Source organism: Cognatazoarcus halotolerans (assembly GCF_009800965.1).
GTDB lineage: Bacteria > Pseudomonadota > Gammaproteobacteria > Burkholderiales > Rhodocyclaceae > Cognatazoarcus > Cognatazoarcus halotolerans.
Genome location: NZ_WUAF01000001.1, coordinates 469455 through 485428 on the forward strand (window position 1 = coordinate 469455; position 15974 = coordinate 485428).

The 15974-nt window shown below is 62.7% G+C and carries 18 protein-coding genes; 7 read left to right on the forward strand and 11 right to left on the reverse strand.

Features of this window, described 5'->3' with window-relative positions:
* Positions 1 to 23: 23 nt before the first annotated feature.
* Positions 24 to 515 carry an ATP-binding protein gene (locus GQB03_RS02160; RefSeq protein ID WP_159683571.1) on the reverse strand — a complete coding sequence of 164 codons (492 nt, stop codon included), beginning with the start codon at positions 513 to 515 and terminating at the stop codon, positions 24 to 26.
* Between the two features lie 7 nt (positions 516 to 522).
* Entirely contained in the window at positions 523 to 894 is a 372-nt protein-coding gene (locus GQB03_RS02165) for a sirohydrochlorin chelatase (protein WP_159683574.1), read from the reverse strand.
* Between the two features lie 98 nt (positions 895 to 992).
* On the opposite strand from GQB03_RS02165, the gene GQB03_RS02170 reads away from it, so the two are divergent.
* Positions 993 to 1847 carry a peptidoglycan DD-metalloendopeptidase family protein gene (locus tag GQB03_RS02170; protein WP_159683577.1) on the forward strand — a complete coding sequence of 285 codons (855 nt, stop codon included), beginning with the start codon at positions 993 to 995 and terminating at the stop codon, positions 1845 to 1847.
* Positions 1848 to 1853: 6 nt separating this feature from the next.
* On the opposite strand, the gene GQB03_RS02175 is transcribed toward GQB03_RS02170, so the two are convergent.
* Positions 1854 to 2645, reverse strand: coding sequence for a tRNA threonylcarbamoyladenosine dehydratase (locus tag GQB03_RS02175; RefSeq protein ID WP_159683579.1), 792 nt, complete (start codon positions 2643 to 2645; stop codon positions 1854 to 1856).
* 105 nt (positions 2646 to 2750) lie between these two features.
* Here GQB03_RS02175 and GQB03_RS02180 point away from each other — a divergent pair, with 105 nt between their 5' ends.
* Positions 2751 to 3428, forward strand: a complete 678-nt coding sequence (locus GQB03_RS02180) for a tetratricopeptide repeat protein (RefSeq protein WP_159683582.1) — start codon at positions 2751 to 2753, stop codon at positions 3426 to 3428.
* Between the two features lie 75 nt (positions 3429 to 3503).
* Here the strand turns inward: GQB03_RS02180 and GQB03_RS02185 are convergent, their stop codons facing one another.
* Positions 3504 to 4445, reverse strand: coding sequence for an MBL fold metallo-hydrolase (locus GQB03_RS02185; protein WP_159683584.1), 942 nt, complete (start codon positions 4443 to 4445; stop codon positions 3504 to 3506).
* Positions 4446 to 4663: 218 nt separating this feature from the next.
* On the opposite strand from GQB03_RS02185, the gene GQB03_RS02190 reads away from it, so the two are divergent.
* The 3 genes from GQB03_RS02190 to GQB03_RS02200 all read left to right on the forward strand — a co-directional run bounded on the left by GQB03_RS02190 (position 4664) and on the right by GQB03_RS02200 (position 6950).
* Entirely contained in the window at positions 4664 to 4927 is a 264-nt protein-coding gene (locus GQB03_RS02190) for a hypothetical protein (protein WP_159683587.1), read from the forward strand.
* A gap of 44 nt (positions 4928 to 4971) precedes the next feature.
* The gene (locus GQB03_RS02195; protein WP_159683591.1) at positions 4972 to 6153 is read left to right on the forward strand and encodes a MalY/PatB family protein; all 1182 of its coding nucleotides are present in this window, start codon (positions 4972 to 4974) and stop codon (positions 6151 to 6153) included.
* Between the two features lie 140 nt (positions 6154 to 6293).
* Positions 6294 to 6950: a ZapG family protein gene (locus GQB03_RS02200; RefSeq protein ID WP_159683594.1), complete on the forward strand. Its 657-nt coding sequence runs from the start codon at positions 6294 to 6296 to the stop codon at positions 6948 to 6950.
* Positions 6951 to 7065: 115 nt separating this feature from the next.
* On the opposite strand, the gene ssb is transcribed toward GQB03_RS02200, so the two are convergent.
* On the reverse strand, positions 7066 to 7548 hold the full coding sequence (gene ssb / locus GQB03_RS02205) for a single-stranded DNA-binding protein (protein WP_159683596.1): 483 nt from the start codon (positions 7546 to 7548) through the stop codon (positions 7066 to 7068).
* A gap of 29 nt (positions 7549 to 7577) precedes the next feature.
* On the reverse strand, positions 7578 to 8783 hold the full coding sequence (locus GQB03_RS02210) for an MFS transporter (protein WP_235026901.1): 1206 nt from the start codon (positions 8781 to 8783) through the stop codon (positions 7578 to 7580).
* 66 nt (positions 8784 to 8849) lie between these two features.
* Between GQB03_RS02210 and uvrA the strand changes: the two genes are divergently transcribed.
* Both uvrA and GQB03_RS02220 read left to right on the forward strand, forming a co-directional pair.
* On the forward strand, positions 8850 to 11684 hold the full coding sequence (uvrA, locus tag GQB03_RS02215) for an excinuclease ABC subunit UvrA (RefSeq protein WP_159683599.1): 2835 nt from the start codon (positions 8850 to 8852) through the stop codon (positions 11682 to 11684).
* A 93-nt stretch (positions 11685 to 11777) separates the two neighbouring features.
* A complete protein-coding gene (locus GQB03_RS02220; protein WP_159683601.1) occupies positions 11778 to 12074 on the forward strand; it encodes a hypothetical protein in 297 nt (98 codons plus the stop codon).
* Positions 12075 to 12092: 18 nt separating this feature from the next.
* On the opposite strand, the gene GQB03_RS02225 is transcribed toward GQB03_RS02220, so the two are convergent.
* The 5 genes from GQB03_RS02225 to GQB03_RS02245 all read right to left on the reverse strand — a co-directional run bounded on the left by GQB03_RS02225 (position 12093) and on the right by GQB03_RS02245 (position 15955).
* Positions 12093 to 12473, reverse strand: a complete 381-nt coding sequence (locus tag GQB03_RS02225; RefSeq protein WP_235026902.1) for a DUF2237 family protein — start codon at positions 12471 to 12473, stop codon at positions 12093 to 12095.
* Between the two features lie 95 nt (positions 12474 to 12568).
* Positions 12569 to 12871, reverse strand: a complete 303-nt coding sequence (locus tag GQB03_RS02230) for a LapA family protein (protein ID WP_159683604.1) — start codon at positions 12869 to 12871, stop codon at positions 12569 to 12571.
* A gap of 50 nt (positions 12872 to 12921) precedes the next feature.
* The gene (locus GQB03_RS02235) at positions 12922 to 14136 is read right to left on the reverse strand and encodes a cation:proton antiporter (RefSeq protein ID WP_159683606.1); all 1215 of its coding nucleotides are present in this window, start codon (positions 14134 to 14136) and stop codon (positions 12922 to 12924) included.
* A gap of 150 nt (positions 14137 to 14286) precedes the next feature.
* Entirely contained in the window at positions 14287 to 15309 is a 1023-nt protein-coding gene (gene galE, locus GQB03_RS02240; protein WP_159683609.1) for a UDP-glucose 4-epimerase GalE, read from the reverse strand.
* Between the two features lie 91 nt (positions 15310 to 15400).
* Positions 15401 to 15955 (reverse strand): copper chaperone PCu(A)C, encoded by a 555-nt coding sequence (locus tag GQB03_RS02245; RefSeq protein WP_327515940.1) that lies wholly within the window; start codon positions 15953 to 15955, stop codon positions 15401 to 15403.
* Positions 15956 to 15974: the final 19 nt, after the last annotated feature.

The window sequence follows — 15974 nt, forward strand, 5'->3', positions numbered from 1 at the left end:
GCTTCCCGATCCCGATCTCCGCGTCATCTTGCGATGGCCAGCGCCTCGACCTCGCGCCCGCCATTGCGATAACAGAGAGACTCGAAGCACAGCTGTCGGGCAATTGCAATCCCTCTCCCATTGGGGGCGGAACTGTGCGCCGGCGCGACCGACATGTAAGCACTGCAATCGAAACCGTCACCGGGATTGCGGACAGTAAAACAGATCAGTTCATTGATCCGTCGATACTGCACTACCACGCTGCCCATCCCGGGCTCCCGCCGAGCCTCGAGCCACTCAACTTCGGCCGGCCAGCAGCCCGATTCAATCAATGTGCGCTTGCGCTCGAAGCCGATACCGAGCAAACCGTGTTCGATCGCATTGAGCATCAATTCATTCAAGCCGAGCTCAACGAGGTCGGCATTGGCACAGAGCTGCGCAAGACGTGCAGCCAACGCCGGCACCTCGCCACGGCGCGAAAAGCTGGCGCATCCCTCGGCCGAATCACCACCGAGCGGCCCGAAGTGCCAACCCATGAACGAGTCAGCCGCCCGAGCCGGCGAGGGCGTAAGCCGCCATCGCACGAATCACGCCTTCGTCCTCCCCGACGGCGCGGACCAGCACAAGCTCGCATCCCGGATGCCGATCGCGGGCGGCATCGATCAAAACCGGCACGTCGCGCTTCAGGTGCCCGCCCTCCGCCAGAAATACGGGCACGACACGAACCTGCCGCACTCCGCGCTCCACCAGGCGATCGATCGCTTCATCGAGACGCGGCTCCATGAGCTCGAGAAAGGCGACCTCGACCACCAAGTCCGGGGCCGTTTCGGCGATCGTTGCGGCAAGCCGCCGCACCGGCCCAGCCCACGCCGGATCACGTGCCCCGTGGGCAAACAATACGACGGCCTGCTTCATATGGGATCTCTCCGTAAAATGAACCCGCTCCGGGCGGGTCACTCGACCCGTGCATTCATGACACCATATCATTATCAAACGCCGAGACGACCCCGCTCATGCCGCAGCCCTTCCCCCTCCTTGCCAACCGATTCGCCGCAGCCGTGCTCGCGATGCTCTTGCCGGGCTTTGCCCTGGCACTCCAGGACGCCCCCGTCCCGGGCGGAATCGTCCGCGTCCCCCTCGGCCCGGAAGCTTCGGCCCGACCGCACGCCCGATTCGGCGACCAGCCGGTGCTCGTATACCGGAACAACGGGAACTGGCAGGCGCTTGTCGGCATTCCGCTCGACACCACGCCCGGCGCCTACCCGCTCATCATCTCAGACGAGCAGGGGCGACTGGAAACCAGGGAACTCGACATTCACGACAAGCGCTATCCGGTGCAGCACCTCGTGGTCCGCAACAAGCGCCATGTCGACCCCGATCCGGAAGATCTTGCCCGCTGGGAGCAGGAAAAGCGCCTGCAGGACGATGCCAAGCTGATCTGGCGTGCGATCGACACGGATGAACCGGTTCTTTCACTCCCTGCAAACGGCCGGCACTCGAGCGCGTTCGGGCTCCGGCGTACCTTCAACGGCGAGCCGAGAGCGCCCCATCGCGGGCTCGACATTGCCGTTCCGAAAGGCACCCCCGTCGCGGCACCGGGTGGTGGCGAGATCACCCTGACCGGAGACTATTTCTTCAACGGCAAAACCGTTTTCATAGACCACGGGCAAGGCCTTATCAGCATGCTTTGCCACCTCGAGCGCATCGACGTAAAGATTGGCCAGGTCCTCGAGCGCGGGCAGATCATTGGCCTTGCCGGTGCGACCGGACGCGCGACGGGACCGCACGTCCACTGGAGCGTATTCCTGAATGGCACTGCCGTAGATCCGGCTCTGCTGCTTCCCGGCCGGACTGCACCGGGCCGCTGACGCGACTCAGGCATCGCCGCGGGCCAGGCCGTCGATGACCTGGGCGGCGGCAAAGAGTCCGAAGCTGGCGGTAACCACCATGCTCGACCCGTATCCTGCGCAACTCAATCCCTGGGGTGCCTCGCCCGAGCCCCTCTCCGTTGCGTAGCGCAGGCGCTCATCGGAGTAGACCGCAGCCACACCGAAACGCCGACGCGGGTCCCTCGGAAAACCCTGTGTCTGGCGCAGGCTCTTGCGCACCCTGGCCAGCAGCGGGTCCTGCTCGGTACGCGACAGGTCATCCACCCGAATCCTCGCCGGATCGGTCTTGCCGCCGGCACCGCCGGCGGTGACCACCGGAATCCCGAGACGATGGCACAATCCGATCACCGCCACCTTGACCTTGACCTGATCGATCGCGTCGATTACCCAGTCGCAACCGGCCAGCAGCGATTCGGCGTTCTCGGCCGTCACGAACTCATCGATCGCATCAACCCGGGCGGCGGGATCGATTGCCCTGATTCGCTGCGCCATGGTTTCAACCTTGGCGGCACCCAGAGTCTCTTCGAGCGCATGAATCTGGCGGTTGATGTTCGATTCGGCCACATGATCGAGATCGATGAGCACGATGTGCCCGACCCCGCTTCGCGCCAGTGCCTCGGCAGCCCAGGAGCCAACGCCACCGATGCCCATCACGGCCACGCTCGCTGCGCGGATGCGGGCGAACGCCGCGTCGCCGTAAAGCCGGGCAACCCCGCCAAAACGCCGCTCGCTGGCCGCCGCGACGGGGATGTGATCGGTGCGTTCGGGATCATTCATGAAGGACAGCCTGAATCGATGCAGAGGCGGATCATACACAGGGCCCGCACGCACTTGAACTCCCTGGCGCCGCTACCATCGAAGCACGCAAGGAGGACGATCCCGATGCCCCGCATTCTGCTCAGAATTCTGGTTTGCGTAGCGCTCGCCAGTGCCGTTCCGGCCATGTCGGCCATGGCCCAGCCGTTGGATGCCGCGCAGTTCAGCGCCGAAGGTGTCGCCGCCTACGACAAGGGCGACCTTACGGAAGCCGCCCGCCTGTTTGAACTTGGTGCGCGTGGCGGCAATCGGCTAGCGAGCTTCAACTACGCAATGATGCTTTACCGGGGAGAAATCGACTCCGACGAGAGCAACGCCGCATGGCGTTGGCTTCGCCGCGCAGCGCAAGCCGGGCTGGCGCAGGCCCAATACAATTTCGGGCTGTTATATGAACACGGGGATGGCGTGAAGCGCGACTATGCAGTTGCCCACGAATGGTTTGGCCGCGCGGCCGGACAGGGTTTGCGAGACGCCCAGATGAGTCTCGCCACCCAGTATTTCGTCGGACAGGGCGTTCCCCGGGACTACAGGCTCGCTGCCCGCTGGTACCAGGCCGCAGCCGAGGCGGGCGACCCCGGCGCGCAATACATCATTGGTCACATGTTCGAAGAGGGGTACGGGAAAGACAAGGATACCCGGCTGGCGGCCTACTGGTACCGTCAGGCCGCCGAACAGGGCGACCCCGCCGCCCGCATCAAGTACGAAACCCTGTCTGCCGAACTCAAGGCCGCGGCCGGGCGCTGAGGACTCCCGGCCAATCGACCCCCGCAGACTGGTGCCCGGGCGACGGACGGCCATCGCCGAAACCGCCAGAGAAGGTCAGCGGCTATCGAGCCAGACCCCGAGGCCCTGCGCGTTGAGTTCGATGTCCATCTCAAGCAAGGTACGCAGTGCAGCGCCATCCAGCGGCCAACCTTGTCTCAGACACTCGTCATCCACGAGCGCCTCCAGCCCCGCCCGGATCCTGCGATGCCGATCCACACCCTCACCGACCGCAGCCTCCGCGATCGCCACGTGCGCATCGATCAGGCGATGCAGGTCCGCCGCCAAGCGCGGGACTTCGGTGACCCGACTGTAGTGAGTCAGATACATGGCGGTGGGCTGATAGGCGACAAGCCGGTCAATCGACGCATGCATGGCCTGCGGGTCAAACTGTACTGGCGTGGTCGTCGGAAATACTGAAGGGCGGCCGTCCACATCGAGTTCGCGGTAGGAAAGGCCAAAGGTGTCTCCGGTAAAGAAGGCACGCGCGCCGTGATCGAAAATGCAGACGTGATGACGCGCATGGCCCGGCGTATCAAGGAACTCGAATCGCCGTCCCCCCATCTCGATGACACATCCGTCTACCGCCTCGATGATGCGCTCCTGCGCAACGGGGATGATCTCGCCATAGAGTCGCCGCGCCGTCTCCTCCCCGTATACCGCGACGGATCCGGCCCATAATTTCGACGGATCAGCCATGTGGCGCGCACCACGTGGATGGACCACCAGCCTCGCTTCGGGACACGCCCGCATCAGCGCGCCAGCCCCTCCCGCGTGATCAAGATGAATATGGGTAAGCATGACGAAATCGACGGCCGAAACGGACAGGCCGAGGTACGCAAGTGCTTCCATCACGCGCGGCACCGAGTCGTTGGTACCGGTGTCGATCACGGCCACACGCCCCGAGTGCTCGACCAGATGAATTGCATCGAGCAGTGGCCGACCGTAACCGGAATCGAGCGCATGGATTCCGTCCGGATGGGTGCGGAGCTCTTTCATCTGGTCTCTCTCCATTGCATTGCGGATTCAGTGAAGACGGCGATTCTACAGTCTGATGGGCAAGCAATCGTGATCCCGTTGCCCCATGTCAATGCCCGGCAGCCGATTCAGTGCTTTACTGACATCAGAACGGGGAGAAAGAGAAGCGTACGACCGCTCAGGCAGACGGCGTCGGACATCCCTGAAGCCTGTCCAAAGGCAAAAATGGAGGGAACATCATGCTCACGCTACAAGACTGCATCGAACTATCGGACCTGGACGAGGAAGAAATTCTCGCCATTGCCGAACACGAGCATATTCCGGAAATGGTCGCGGTCGAACTCGGTTCGTATCTGGTGCATACGCCGAGTGGTGAAAAGCGCATCAAACGGATGATCTGCGACGACCTCGACGACGCACGCGCCAAGGGCGACAAGCGCCGTGTGGCGATGCTCAAGATGGTACTCAAACACTACGTCGAGCATCACGGCGGCGGGCTTTAGGCGAGCAGACGTTAAACTCGGGGCTGCCATCACCGGAGCCCTGCATGTCCAGCATCTCAGACTTTCAGCACACCATCGACCGCCGGAGCGTTCCGGGCGAGAAGTGGGGTCGATATCATGATCGCGACGTCATCCCGATGTGGGTCGCCGACATGGATTTCGCGGCCCCGCCAGTCGTCCTGGACGCGCTTCACACACGCATCGATCATGGCGTGTTCGGCTATGCCGATGCATGGCCCGGCCTTGCGGATGCCGTGATCGCCGGCATCGAAAGGGATCACGGCTGGCGGATCGAGGCCGACTGGCTGGTCTGGTTGCCAGGGGTGGTCACCGGGTTCAATCTCGCCTGCCGGATCGTCGGCGAACCGGGTGACGGAATCTTTACCGCGACGCCGGTATACCCGCCGTTTCTCTCGGCGCCCGGCAATGCCGACCGCAAGCTGCAGCAATGCCCCTTGGTACTGCGTGACGGTCGCTGGGAGTGGGACTGGGCCTCCGTGGAGCGCACGCTCACCCCCGAAAGCCGCCTTTTCATGCTGTGCAACCCGCACAATCCCGTCGGCCGGGTGTTCTCCCGCGAGGAGCTGCAACGAATCGCAATCATTGCCGAACGACATGACATGGTGATCTGCTCCGACGAGATTCATTGCGGCCTGGTGCTCGACGATACGACCCCACATATTCCGATTGCCTCGCTCGACCAGGACGTGGCCCGTCGTACGATTACGCTCATGGCGCCGAGCAAGACCTGGAACATCGCCGCGCTCTACTGCGCGTTCGCCATCATTCCCGACCCAACACTGCGCGCCCGCTACCGGCGCGCGATGCGCGGCATAGTGCCCCACCCCAACGTCCTCGGCATGGTCGCCACCGAGGCAGCCTACGCGCACGGCGAAGCGTGGCGGCTGGAACTGCTCGAGGTATTGAGGCAGAACCGCCAAAAGGTAGTCGACGAAATCGCGCGCCTTCCCGGACTTGCCTGCACGATGCCAGAAGCGACCTATCTGGCATGGATCGACTGCCGGCAACTCATCGCCGAACGCAACATCGATTCGCCGGTACGCTTCTTCGAGGAGGCCGGAGTGGGCCTTTCCGACGGGGCGCCCTTCGGTGCGCCGGGCTTCGTCCGGCTAAATTTCGGCTGTCCGCCGGCAATCCTTGACGAGGGCCTCACCCGCATCAGGAAGGCCGTGTCAGGCCGCCCGGACCATGCGTCGCCCGGATGACCGATATACTCGACATCGACAACACGCCTGCGCCGACATGAAGAACGTCGGCGAGAAGCGCCCTCCGGTCCCCTGCAACAAGCCTCGCATGGCCGGGTTTCGCGGCCAGGCATAACGCATCAATTCAAAGGAGGATCGCTATGACCGAACAGACGTGGTGGCTCGTGGGCGTCGCGGCAGTGTTTGCCGCAGCCGTGGTCGGTTTCTTCATCGGCCGCGGCTTCGGGGGTGCCAGGAAGCGCGTCGAAGAACTCGAGGCGGAGGTGTCGCGCCAGAAAGACGAGATCTCCGACTACAAACGGGAGGTCGAGTCCCACTTCGACAAGACCGCTGGCCTGGTCGCCTCGATGGCGGGCTCTTACAGGGACTTGTTCGAACACCTCTCGTCCGGCTACGAGAAGCTCGCCAGCGGATCGACGCAGGCTCTCTTCAGGGAACGGGTGACCGGACTGCTGCTGGGCGGCGCGGCAGCCTCCGCCACCTGGTCGGACAGTGAGGCTGCCAACCGGGTCGATGCGGAAGACGCCGAAACCATCGACCCGACCAAACCAGCCCCATCGGGTGAAGACGATGGGCCAGCACCGACTCAGACGACCCCACCGGACGGCAGTACCGAGGCCCCTGCTGCCGAGCCGGCGGGGGTGCCATCGGAGGAGGCCACGGCCCCTTCATCGCGGGATGCCGCCCAGACCGTGCTTCGAGACGAAAGCCCGGACGAACCCACCGAGAAGACCTTCGGCGAGCTTTACAGAAACGACGCTTCGTCACCCGAAAAAGAGAGCGGCGAACGTCCCTGAGCAGCTGCACATCTCACCGGCGGTGCGGGCAAGCGTGCCCCGTCCGGCCCCCAGAAAAACTAAGGCCCCGCCGCGTGCGGGGCCTTTCCATTACGGCAGAACAGGGGATATTGGCTCAGAATGGGATATCGTCATCGAAATCGCCAAAACCGCCACTCGACGGCGCCGCCGGTTTGCGGGCAGATGGCGCAGGACGACTCTGCGGCGCATCGAAGTCACCCGGGTCGCTGCCCCGCGATGGCGCATCACTACCACCCATACCCTGACGGCTGCCGAGCATCTTCATCTCGTCACCACGAATCTCGGTGGTGTAGCGGTCCTGCCCCTCCTTGTCCTGCCACTTGCGCGTCTGAATGCGGCCTTCCACGTAGATCTGGCTACCCTTCCGCAGGTATTGGCCGGCGATCTCGGCGAGTTTTCCGAAAAACACGACCCGGTGCCATTCGGTATTTTCCTTGCGCTCACCACTGTTCCTGTCCTTCCAGGTTTCGGTCGTGGCCAGACGCAGATTGCAGATCGCGTCGCCCGAAGGCGCGTATCGGGTTTCCGGATCGGCGCCCAGATTGCCGATCAGGATTACTTTGTTCAGCGATGCCATGCCAGACTCCTCTTCTCGAAATTATTGATTCAGCTTGCGGTCGCGCTTGTACGGGCGCGCACTGCCGGCGCCACCATGCCGGCCGCCGCGAGCAGCCAGCAGATGGCCAGGCCGCCGCAAAAGAGATTCACCATTCCCGCGCCATGATGCTTGGCGATCCACCCGCCCAAAGCCCCGCCCAGGAAAAGACCGATCGACTGCAGGGTATTGTAGATCCCGAGCGCGGTCCCCTTGGCGCTGGCCGGTGCCACCCTAGAGATCCACGACGGCTGGGTTGCCTCGAGGATATTGAAGGCCACGAAGAAAAGCGTCAGCCACAAAGCCAGTGGCATCAGGCCATGGCCGTACAGGTAGAAGCCCATCTGCACCACCAACAGAAGTCCGATCGACAGGTTGAAAACCAGCTTCATGCGTCCGTGCTTCTCCGCCACTATCACGGCCGGCACCATGAACACGAAGGAAACCAGCACCGCCGGCAGATAGACCTTCCAGTGCTCGGCGAGCGGCAGGTGCCCCGTCGCCACCAGCGCCGACGGCACCAGCACCCACATTGCCGTCTGCATCAAATGCAGGCAGAAAACCCCGAAATTCAGCCTCATCAACTGCGGATCGAGCAGGATATCGACGATCCGGCCGGTGGCACGCGGCACCGGCGGCGCTGCGGGCACCACGGTGAGCAGTACGACGATTGCCAGCAGCGCGAGCACCGCCGTAAGCCAGAAGATGCCGGACATCCCGATCCACGCGTACAACGCGGGGGAGAGCACCAGCGAGCCCGCGAAAACGAGACCGATCGACGCTCCGATCATCGCCATCACCTTGGTGCGGTGCTGCTCTCGGGTCAGGTCGGCCGCCAGCGCGGTCACCGCGGCAGAGATGGCGCCCGCGCCTTGCAGCACCCGGCCGGCGATCATCATGTGCATGTTGGTTGCCATCGCGGCAAGCATGCTGCCGAGGGCAAACAGCAACAGGCCAAACACGATCACCGGTTTTCGGCCAAAGCGGTCAGATGCGGCTCCGAAGGCCAGTTGCAGGCAGGCCTGGGTCAGACCATAGGCCCCCAGCGCCAGCCCTACCATGGAGAGGTCTTCGCCTCCGGGAAGCGTCTTGGCGTAGACAGCGAAGACGGGGAGGATGAGAAACAGGCCGAGCATGCGCAAGCCGAAGATCGAGGCCAACGTGGCACCAACACGACGCTCTTCGGGGCTCATCCGGTCTGACGCGGTCTTGGACATGCGGGGTTTGGTCAGGCAAGGTGAATTGCGTATATTAGCAGGTTGCTCACCGCACCCGTCGGACACATGGATTACATCAGGATTCGCGGCGCCCGCACCCACAATCTCAAGAACATCAGCCTCGATATTCCGCGCGACCGGCTGACGGTAATCACCGGGTTGTCGGGCTCGGGCAAGTCGTCGTTGGCCTTCGACACACTGTATGCCGAAGGCCAGCGCAGATACGTTGAATCGCTGTCGGCCTACGCCCGCCAGTTTCTGCAGCTCATGGAGAAACCCGACGTCGACCTGATCGAGGGCCTTTCACCCGCAATCTCGATCGAGCAGAAGGCCACCAGCCACAATCCACGCTCGACGGTCGGCACCGTCACCGAGATTCACGACTACCTGCGCCTGCTCTTCGCCCGCGCCGGCACGCCCCATTGCCCGGACCATCCGGAGCACCAGCTGGAAGCGCAGAGCGTATCGCAGATGGTGGATACCGTACTGGCACTGCCCGAAGACACCCGGCTGATGATCCTCGCCCCGGTGGTGGCGGGCCGCAAGGGCGAACAGCTCGACCTGATCGGCGAGTTGCGCGCCCAGGGCTTTGTTCGTATCCGCGTGGACGGCGAGATCCATGAAATCGACGCGCTGCCGAAGCTCGACAAGAACATCCGCCACGACATCGACGTCGTCATCGACCGGCTCAAGGTGCGCCCCGAATCGCGCCAACGGCTCGCCGAAAGCTTCGAGACCGCACTGGCCCATGCGGAGGGGCGTGCCCTGGCTGTCGAAATGGACAGTGGGACCGAGCATCTTTTCTCGGCCCGTTTCGCCTGCCCGGTGTGCAGCTTCGCGCTCGCCGAACTCGAGCCGCGGCTGTTCTCCTTCAACAACCCGGCCGGCGCTTGCCCGAAATGCGACGGCCTCGGCATCGTGGACTTTTTCGATCCGGCCCGCGTCGTCGCCCACCCGGACCTGTCTCTTGCCTCTGGCGCGATCCGCGGCTGGGACCGGCGCAACCAGTTCTACTTCCAGATGCTGTCGAGCCTCGCCCAGCACTACAAGTTCGACATCGACACCATCTTTGCCGAACTTTCCGAAGACATTCGCAACGTGGTCCTGTACGGCTCGGGAAAGACCAAGGTCGCCTTCCGCTACCTCTCCGACGCCGGGCGGATGACACTGAAGGAGCACAGCTTCGAGGGCATCATCCCCAACCTCGAGCGGCGCTACCGCGAAACCGATTCGATTGCGGTGCGCGAGGAACTATCGAAATACCGTGCCACCCATGCCTGCCCCGCCTGCGAGGGGACCCGCCTGCGCAGTGAAGCGCGATACGTCAGGGTCGGCCAGCGCAACCTGCCCCAGGTGAGCGCGCTTCCGCTGGCCAGCTGCCGGGCTTTCTTCGACCAGCTCCGACTCAGCGGACACCGCGCCCAGGTTGCCGACAAGATCGTTTCGGAGATTTCCAGCCGCCTGCAATTCCTGATCAATGTCGGCCTCGACTACCTGACCCTCGACCGCTCGGCGGACACGCTCTCCGGTGGCGAGGCGCAGCGCATCCGCCTGGCCAGCCAGATCGGCTCGGGCCTCACCGGCGTGATGTACGTGCTCGACGAACCCTCGATCGGCCTGCACCAGCGAGACAACGACCGCCTGCTCGATACACTCAAACGCCTGCGCGACATGGGCAACACCGTGATCGTGGTCGAACACGACGAAGACGCCATCCGCGCGGCCGATCACGTGGTCGACATGGGCCCCGGCGCAGGTGTGCACGGCGGCCAGGTAATCGCGGAGGGCTTGCCGGGTGACATCGCTGCGAGTGCGGCGTCACTCACCGGCGCCTTTCTTTCAGGGCGCAGGTCGATTGCCATTCCCGAGACGCGTACGCCACCGCTACCGGAGCGACAGCTGCGGATCCGGGGCGCGGCAGGAAACAACCTGAAGTCGATCGACGTGGACCTACCTGTGGGACTGCTCACCTGCGTCACGGGCGTCTCCGGCTCGGGAAAGTCCACTCTCATCAATGACACGCTGTACGCGGTCGCTGCACGACACCTCTATGGCTCCAACCTGGACCCGGCGCCGCACCGCGAAATCGATGGCCTGGCCTTTTTCGACAAGGTCATCAACGTAGACCAGTCCCCGATCGGCCGTACGCCACGCTCCAATCCCGCCACATATACCGGGCTGATGACACCAATCCGCGAGCTTTTCGCGGGCGTGCCCGATGCGAAGGGTCGCGGCTATGGACCGGGACGTTTCAGCTTCAATGTAAAGGGCGGGCGCTGCGAGGCCTGTCAGGGGGACGGGCTGATCAAGGTCGAAATGCATTTTCTGCCGGACATGTACGTTCCCTGCGATGTCTGTCATGGCAAACGCTACAACCGTGAAACGCTCGAAATTCGATACAAGGGACGGACCATTTTCGAAGTACTCGAAATGACGGTTGAACAGGCGCTGGCGTTTTTCTCCGCGGTCCCCGCAGTCGCCCGAAAACTCGAAACCCTGGCCGACGTCGGCCTCGGCTATATCCGCCTGGGTCAAAGCGCAACGACGCTCTCCGGCGGCGAGGCGCAGCGGGTAAAGCTCGCACTCGAACTCTCGAAACGCGACACAGGCCGCACGCTGTACATCCTCGACGAACCGACCACAGGCCTTCATTTCGCCGACATCGAGATGCTGCTCAAAGTGCTGCAGCGGCTGCGTGACCATGGCAACACAGTCATCGTGATCGAGCACAACCTCGACGTCATCAAGACCGCCGACTGGATCATCGATCTCGGCCCCGAGGGCGGCGGCGGAGGCGGCCGGATCGTGGCCTGCGGCACGCCCGAGACGATCGTGGTCACCGCGGAGTCACACACGGGGCACTATCTGGCCCCGCTTCTCGCCTCGCGACTCCAGTCCTGAACTGGCGAGCGGCGGTGCCGGACTGGCAAACGGCGCCCTCCACATACCTCTTTGGTGATAGTCTCGAACAAATCACGGGATGGAGGTCCATCAATGGCCACTCCGGAAGAAGCGCGCGAAAGGTATCTGCACCGCATCGAAAGCAGACTGAAGTTCCTGGCCTTGCTCGAGCGCAGCGAATTGGCGGTTTACCTGCCCAGCGACGAATTCATGCGCAAACGGCAGGCCCGGAACCTGGCGAAATCTCTCGCACGACCAAGTGAATTGCCCTTGCTTCCCGCAGAGCTGATCGACGAGGCAGCCCAGCAACTCCTCAAGGGGCTAGAGCAAATGCAGCCACGGTTGCCGCATGACGTGCAGTACCGGAACCGCATCAGGCGCGACTGGTAGTCTTGGCAGCCGGCCGTCTCAATCGGCCGCATGTCTGCGCAGTGCGTCGAGCGTGATGATCTTCAGGGCATCACGGTGAGTCGCAGCCAGCACCACCAGTGGCGCTGCGCCCGCCTCGTACGCTTCGAGCCAGCGTACCGCGCACAGACACCAACGATCTCCAGGCTTGAGTCCCGCAAATCGATACTCGGGCCGCGGCGTGCTTAGATCGTTGCCGCGCAATCTGGAGAACGTGAGAAACGCCTCGGTCATCTTTGCGCACACGAGATGACGCGCCGGATCATCGGGCGTTGATTCGCAGCATCCCGTGCGAAAGAATCCCGTCAATGGCGCGTAGGAACAGGCGAGCAAAGGCTCGCCAAGAACATTGACCGCCCCGCTCTGAATTACTCCACTCACGATACCTCCTTACCCGTTCCAGCTTCACCGCGTTCCGGATCGACAACTTCGCGCTCCCGCCCGAGCTCCGCGCTCTTGGAATCAGCATCGCGGGTTCAGTCTGAACCATCAGCAACCGTACCCGATGTCGTCGGCGAAGGAGCGCCAGGCGTGCCGGTGCGCGCTTCTAGCGCTGCCAACCGCTTGTGAGCGCCTTTCGCATCCTTCCGCGCCCGAATGCCCCAAGGCAATACGGTGATCGCACCGATCAGGAAACCCAGCAGCAAGGCCCCCAGAATCGCAACCGCCAGATAGGTTTCGGCATGCCAGACGACAAAGGTAATGGGCACCGGGGCAACGTTCTGGATTGCGAAAACGCCACCAAGAACGGCAAGAATGGTCAACAGCACGCTGCGCATGAATCCCCCTTCTGACTACTGACCGCCGGCACCGGCTCAAGCCGGCCCGCTCAGTGTTGCACGCTCGCCCCCGAATCGACCTCTCCACTGCGCTTGAGCGCGTATTCGGTAGACACCGGCCCGAAGGTCTCAAGGATTGCGATCGCTCCAAGAACGATCGCGGCAAGCGTTTCGGCATACCCCGGAAACGAATCGGTGAGTGTCTGCGTCAAACCAATCGCCATCCCGGCCATAGGCACCAGCGTAAGTCCCGTCAGGCCGGCCTGACGCGTGGACATCTCGCCCGAGCACAGCGCCATCACGCCGATGCTCTTGCCGAGAAACCTCGCCACAACGAAAGCGACGGCACTCAGACCCGCGGTGGCGAGATCGCCAACATGCAACTTTGCCCCGGCGACAACGAACAGGATAACGAAGAACAGCTCGGCCCCCTTGCCAAAATCAACGGGCAGCAACACTTCCTTGCCATCCATGTTATGCACCAGCAGACCGAGGGCCAGCAGCGTGAGCAAAGATGAGCCGTTCAGCAACTTCGCGAGGCCCACTGCACCGACGATCATGCCGATGACCAACACGAACTGAGTCATCTCGTCACGCGGCAGGACCGACGCGAGACCGAGCAACAACCATGCGAGCGCCACCGCTACCAGTATGGAGATCAGCAGCACATACCCGGGAGCCAGCAGGGATTGTGTCCAGCTCGATTTGTGCACCGCATAGTGGACGAGCGGCAACAGCGCGGTAAAGACGAGAAAGGAAAGGATGTTGTTCAGCGCGACCAGCATCAGGGTCCGATCCGTCATCGGCCCCTTGGCCCCAAGCTCCTTGACGACCAGCAGCACTACCGCAGGGGATGACGAAATACCGATGGCTGCCGCCAGCGCAGCGTGAATCGGCGTCAGCCCCAACCAAGCCAGCACCGTGTAAATCGCAGCAAATGACAGAGCGGACTCCAATACGGATGCTGCAAGCAACGGCCGTTCGTGCCACGCAAGTTCTACATCGAGCAGGCGACCGAGCTGAAAGAGAATCAGGCCGAGCGCAATATCGACGAAAACCTGTGATCCGGCGAGCATTTCGTGGCTGAACAGCCCCGCCACGCTCGGGCCGAGCACGAAGCCGATAACGATGAAGCCCGTAATCCGCGGCAGCACGCCGGTGCGCTGCGCCAACCGTCCGCCAAGCAGGCCGGACAAGATCAGTAAACTGAAGGCTACAAAGCCATTGATCTCCAACGGCCAGGCGGGAAGAAAGGAGCCCTGCATGCTGTCTCTCTGTTGATATGGCCGGGCCGATGGGTGGGCAATGCCCAGCCGAAACCCGGGAGCAGACCAATCACCAACACCTGTATCGATGTTTGTGGTGACCCCAGCATACCGCAACGCAACGAACGGTGCCCTTGCGGTCGGGCCATGTCAGCAATCGGGATAGCCGTTCGGATTCGCCGATTGCCAGCGCCACGCATCCTCGCACATGGCATCGATGCCCCGGTCGGCCCGCCAACCCAACTCCGTTTCGGCCAAGGCGGGATCTGCCCAGCACTGGGCAATGTCCCCAGGCCGCCGCGGCGCGATCTGGTATGGTACGAGACGGCCGCTCGCACGCTCGAAAGCCCTCACCATTTCGATCACGCTATATCCGCGCCCTGTTCCCAGATTGAGCGTCATGACACCAGTCCGTTCGGCAAGCCGCTCAACCGCGCGGACGTGCCCCTGAGCCAGATCCATCACATGAATATAATCCCGCACCCCTGTGCCATCGGACGTCGGGTAATCGTCACCGAAGACCTGCAGTCTATCCAACCGCCCCACGGCCACTTGGCTGACAAAGGGCAGCAGATTGTTCGGTATTCCGTTCGGGTCCTCGCCGATTCGGCCGCTCGGATGCGCGCCAACCGGGTTGAAGTATCGAAGCAACGCAATTCGCCACTCCGGATCTGCCGCAGCCACGTCCTGCAGCACGTACTCCATCATCCACTTCGTCCGCCCGTATGGGTTGGTCGGCGAAGTCGGAAAGCTCTCTCGGATCGGCACGCTCGCCGGATCGCCGTATACAGTGGCAGAGGAACTGAAGACAAGAGCCTTGACGCCCTTCTGACCCATGATGTCAGCCAACGCCACGGTGCCAGCAATATTGTTATCGTAGTAAGCAAGGGGGACCCTGACGGATTCCCCCACGGCCTTGAGCGCCGCAAAATGAATCACGGCATCGATCGGATACCGACCAAAAATTTCGCTCAAGGCCGCCCGGTCCCGCACATCCGCGCAGTGCTTGCCGGCAAGCTCGTGACCGGTAATCTCGACTACTCGGCGCAACGCTTCGGGTTTGCTGTTGCTGAAATTGTCGACCACCACGACTTCGTGCCCGGCCGCCATCAGTTCTACACAGGTATGCGTTCCAATGTAACCGGCGCCCCCGGTCACTAGCACCAGACTCATGCGGCAGCTCCTGCAAGGATTTCGCTAACGCCGCCGATGATACCGCGGAGTCAGCAAGATCGTGATCTGCCTGGCCATGAAGCCGGCCTTCTCAATGCGACATATGCATGCCTTCGTGCTTCATCACTGCGCCCGTGGCTGAAAGGGACTGCGCAGGAGCATCTACCGATACGGCTTCGATCTTCTTGTCGGCACCTTCCACCATGAGGGTGATCGGGACAGTCGAGCCCTCAGTCACGGGCCCCTTCAGTTGCATCAGCATGACATGATAGCCGCCCGGTTTGAGTTCTACCGATCCACCAGCCGGAACGGCGAGCGACTCGATCGGACGCATCTTCATGACCCCATTCTCCACGACCATAGAATGCAGCTCGGTCACCCCCGCGGCCGGACTCGAAGCACCGACGATCCTTACGCCGGCCTTGCTGGAAAGGGTCATGAACGCACCAGTAGCCTTCTGCGCAGGAACTGTGCCACGCACCCACGGGCTGCTGATAGCCAGATCTGCCGCGGAGACACTACCGACGACCACCAGCCCGACAATTCCCCCAACAAGCATCCTAAAGCGCATTTGAGTCACCCCAAGAGTGGAAACCGGAAATCTTAAGCTGAATGCCCTGAAGCGGGTTGCGGCATTATGTCGCATGGTCCACCCACGATTGGAG

What these genes read in the sequence shown, in the direction of transcription:
- GQB03_RS02210 (WP_235026901.1), bottom strand. Translation starts at nt 8,783, where the DNA reads ATGTCCAAGACCGCGTCAGACCGGATGAGCCCCGAAGAGCGTCGTGTT.
- GQB03_RS02190 (WP_159683587.1), top strand. Translation starts at nt 4,664, where the DNA reads ATGCTCACGCTACAAGACTGCATCGAACTATCGGACCTGGACGAGGAA.
- GQB03_RS02180 (WP_159683582.1), top strand. Translation starts at nt 2,751, where the DNA reads ATGCCCCGCATTCTGCTCAGAATTCTGGTTTGCGTAGCGCTCGCCAGT.
- GQB03_RS02245 (WP_327515940.1), bottom strand. Translation starts at nt 15,955, where the DNA reads ATGCGACATAATGCCGCAACCCGCTTCAGGGCATTCAGCTTAAGATTT.
- GQB03_RS02160 (WP_159683571.1), bottom strand. Translation starts at nt 515, where the DNA reads ATGGGTTGGCACTTCGGGCCGCTCGGTGGTGATTCGGCCGAGGGATGC.
- GQB03_RS02200 (WP_159683594.1), top strand. Translation starts at nt 6,294, where the DNA reads ATGACCGAACAGACGTGGTGGCTCGTGGGCGTCGCGGCAGTGTTTGCC.
- uvrA (WP_159683599.1), top strand. Translation starts at nt 8,850, where the DNA reads ATGGATTACATCAGGATTCGCGGCGCCCGCACCCACAATCTCAAGAAC.
- GQB03_RS02220 (WP_159683601.1), top strand. Translation starts at nt 11,778, where the DNA reads ATGGCCACTCCGGAAGAAGCGCGCGAAAGGTATCTGCACCGCATCGAA.
- GQB03_RS02165 (WP_159683574.1), bottom strand. Translation starts at nt 894, where the DNA reads ATGAAGCAGGCCGTCGTATTGTTTGCCCACGGGGCACGTGATCCGGCG.
- GQB03_RS02175 (WP_159683579.1), bottom strand. Translation starts at nt 2,645, where the DNA reads ATGAATGATCCCGAACGCACCGATCACATCCCCGTCGCGGCGGCCAGC.
- galE (WP_159683609.1), bottom strand. Translation starts at nt 15,309, where the DNA reads ATGAGTCTGGTGCTAGTGACCGGGGGCGCCGGTTACATTGGAACGCAT.
- GQB03_RS02170 (WP_159683577.1), top strand. Translation starts at nt 993, where the DNA reads ATGCCGCAGCCCTTCCCCCTCCTTGCCAACCGATTCGCCGCAGCCGTG.
- GQB03_RS02185 (WP_159683584.1), bottom strand. Translation starts at nt 4,445, where the DNA reads ATGAAAGAGCTCCGCACCCATCCGGACGGAATCCATGCGCTCGATTCC.
- GQB03_RS02195 (WP_159683591.1), top strand. Translation starts at nt 4,972, where the DNA reads ATGTCCAGCATCTCAGACTTTCAGCACACCATCGACCGCCGGAGCGTT.
- GQB03_RS02235 (WP_159683606.1), bottom strand. Translation starts at nt 14,136, where the DNA reads ATGCAGGGCTCCTTTCTTCCCGCCTGGCCGTTGGAGATCAATGGCTTT.
- GQB03_RS02230 (WP_159683604.1), bottom strand. Translation starts at nt 12,871, where the DNA reads ATGCGCAGCGTGCTGTTGACCATTCTTGCCGTTCTTGGTGGCGTTTTC.
- ssb (WP_159683596.1), bottom strand. Translation starts at nt 7,548, where the DNA reads ATGGCATCGCTGAACAAAGTAATCCTGATCGGCAATCTGGGCGCCGAT.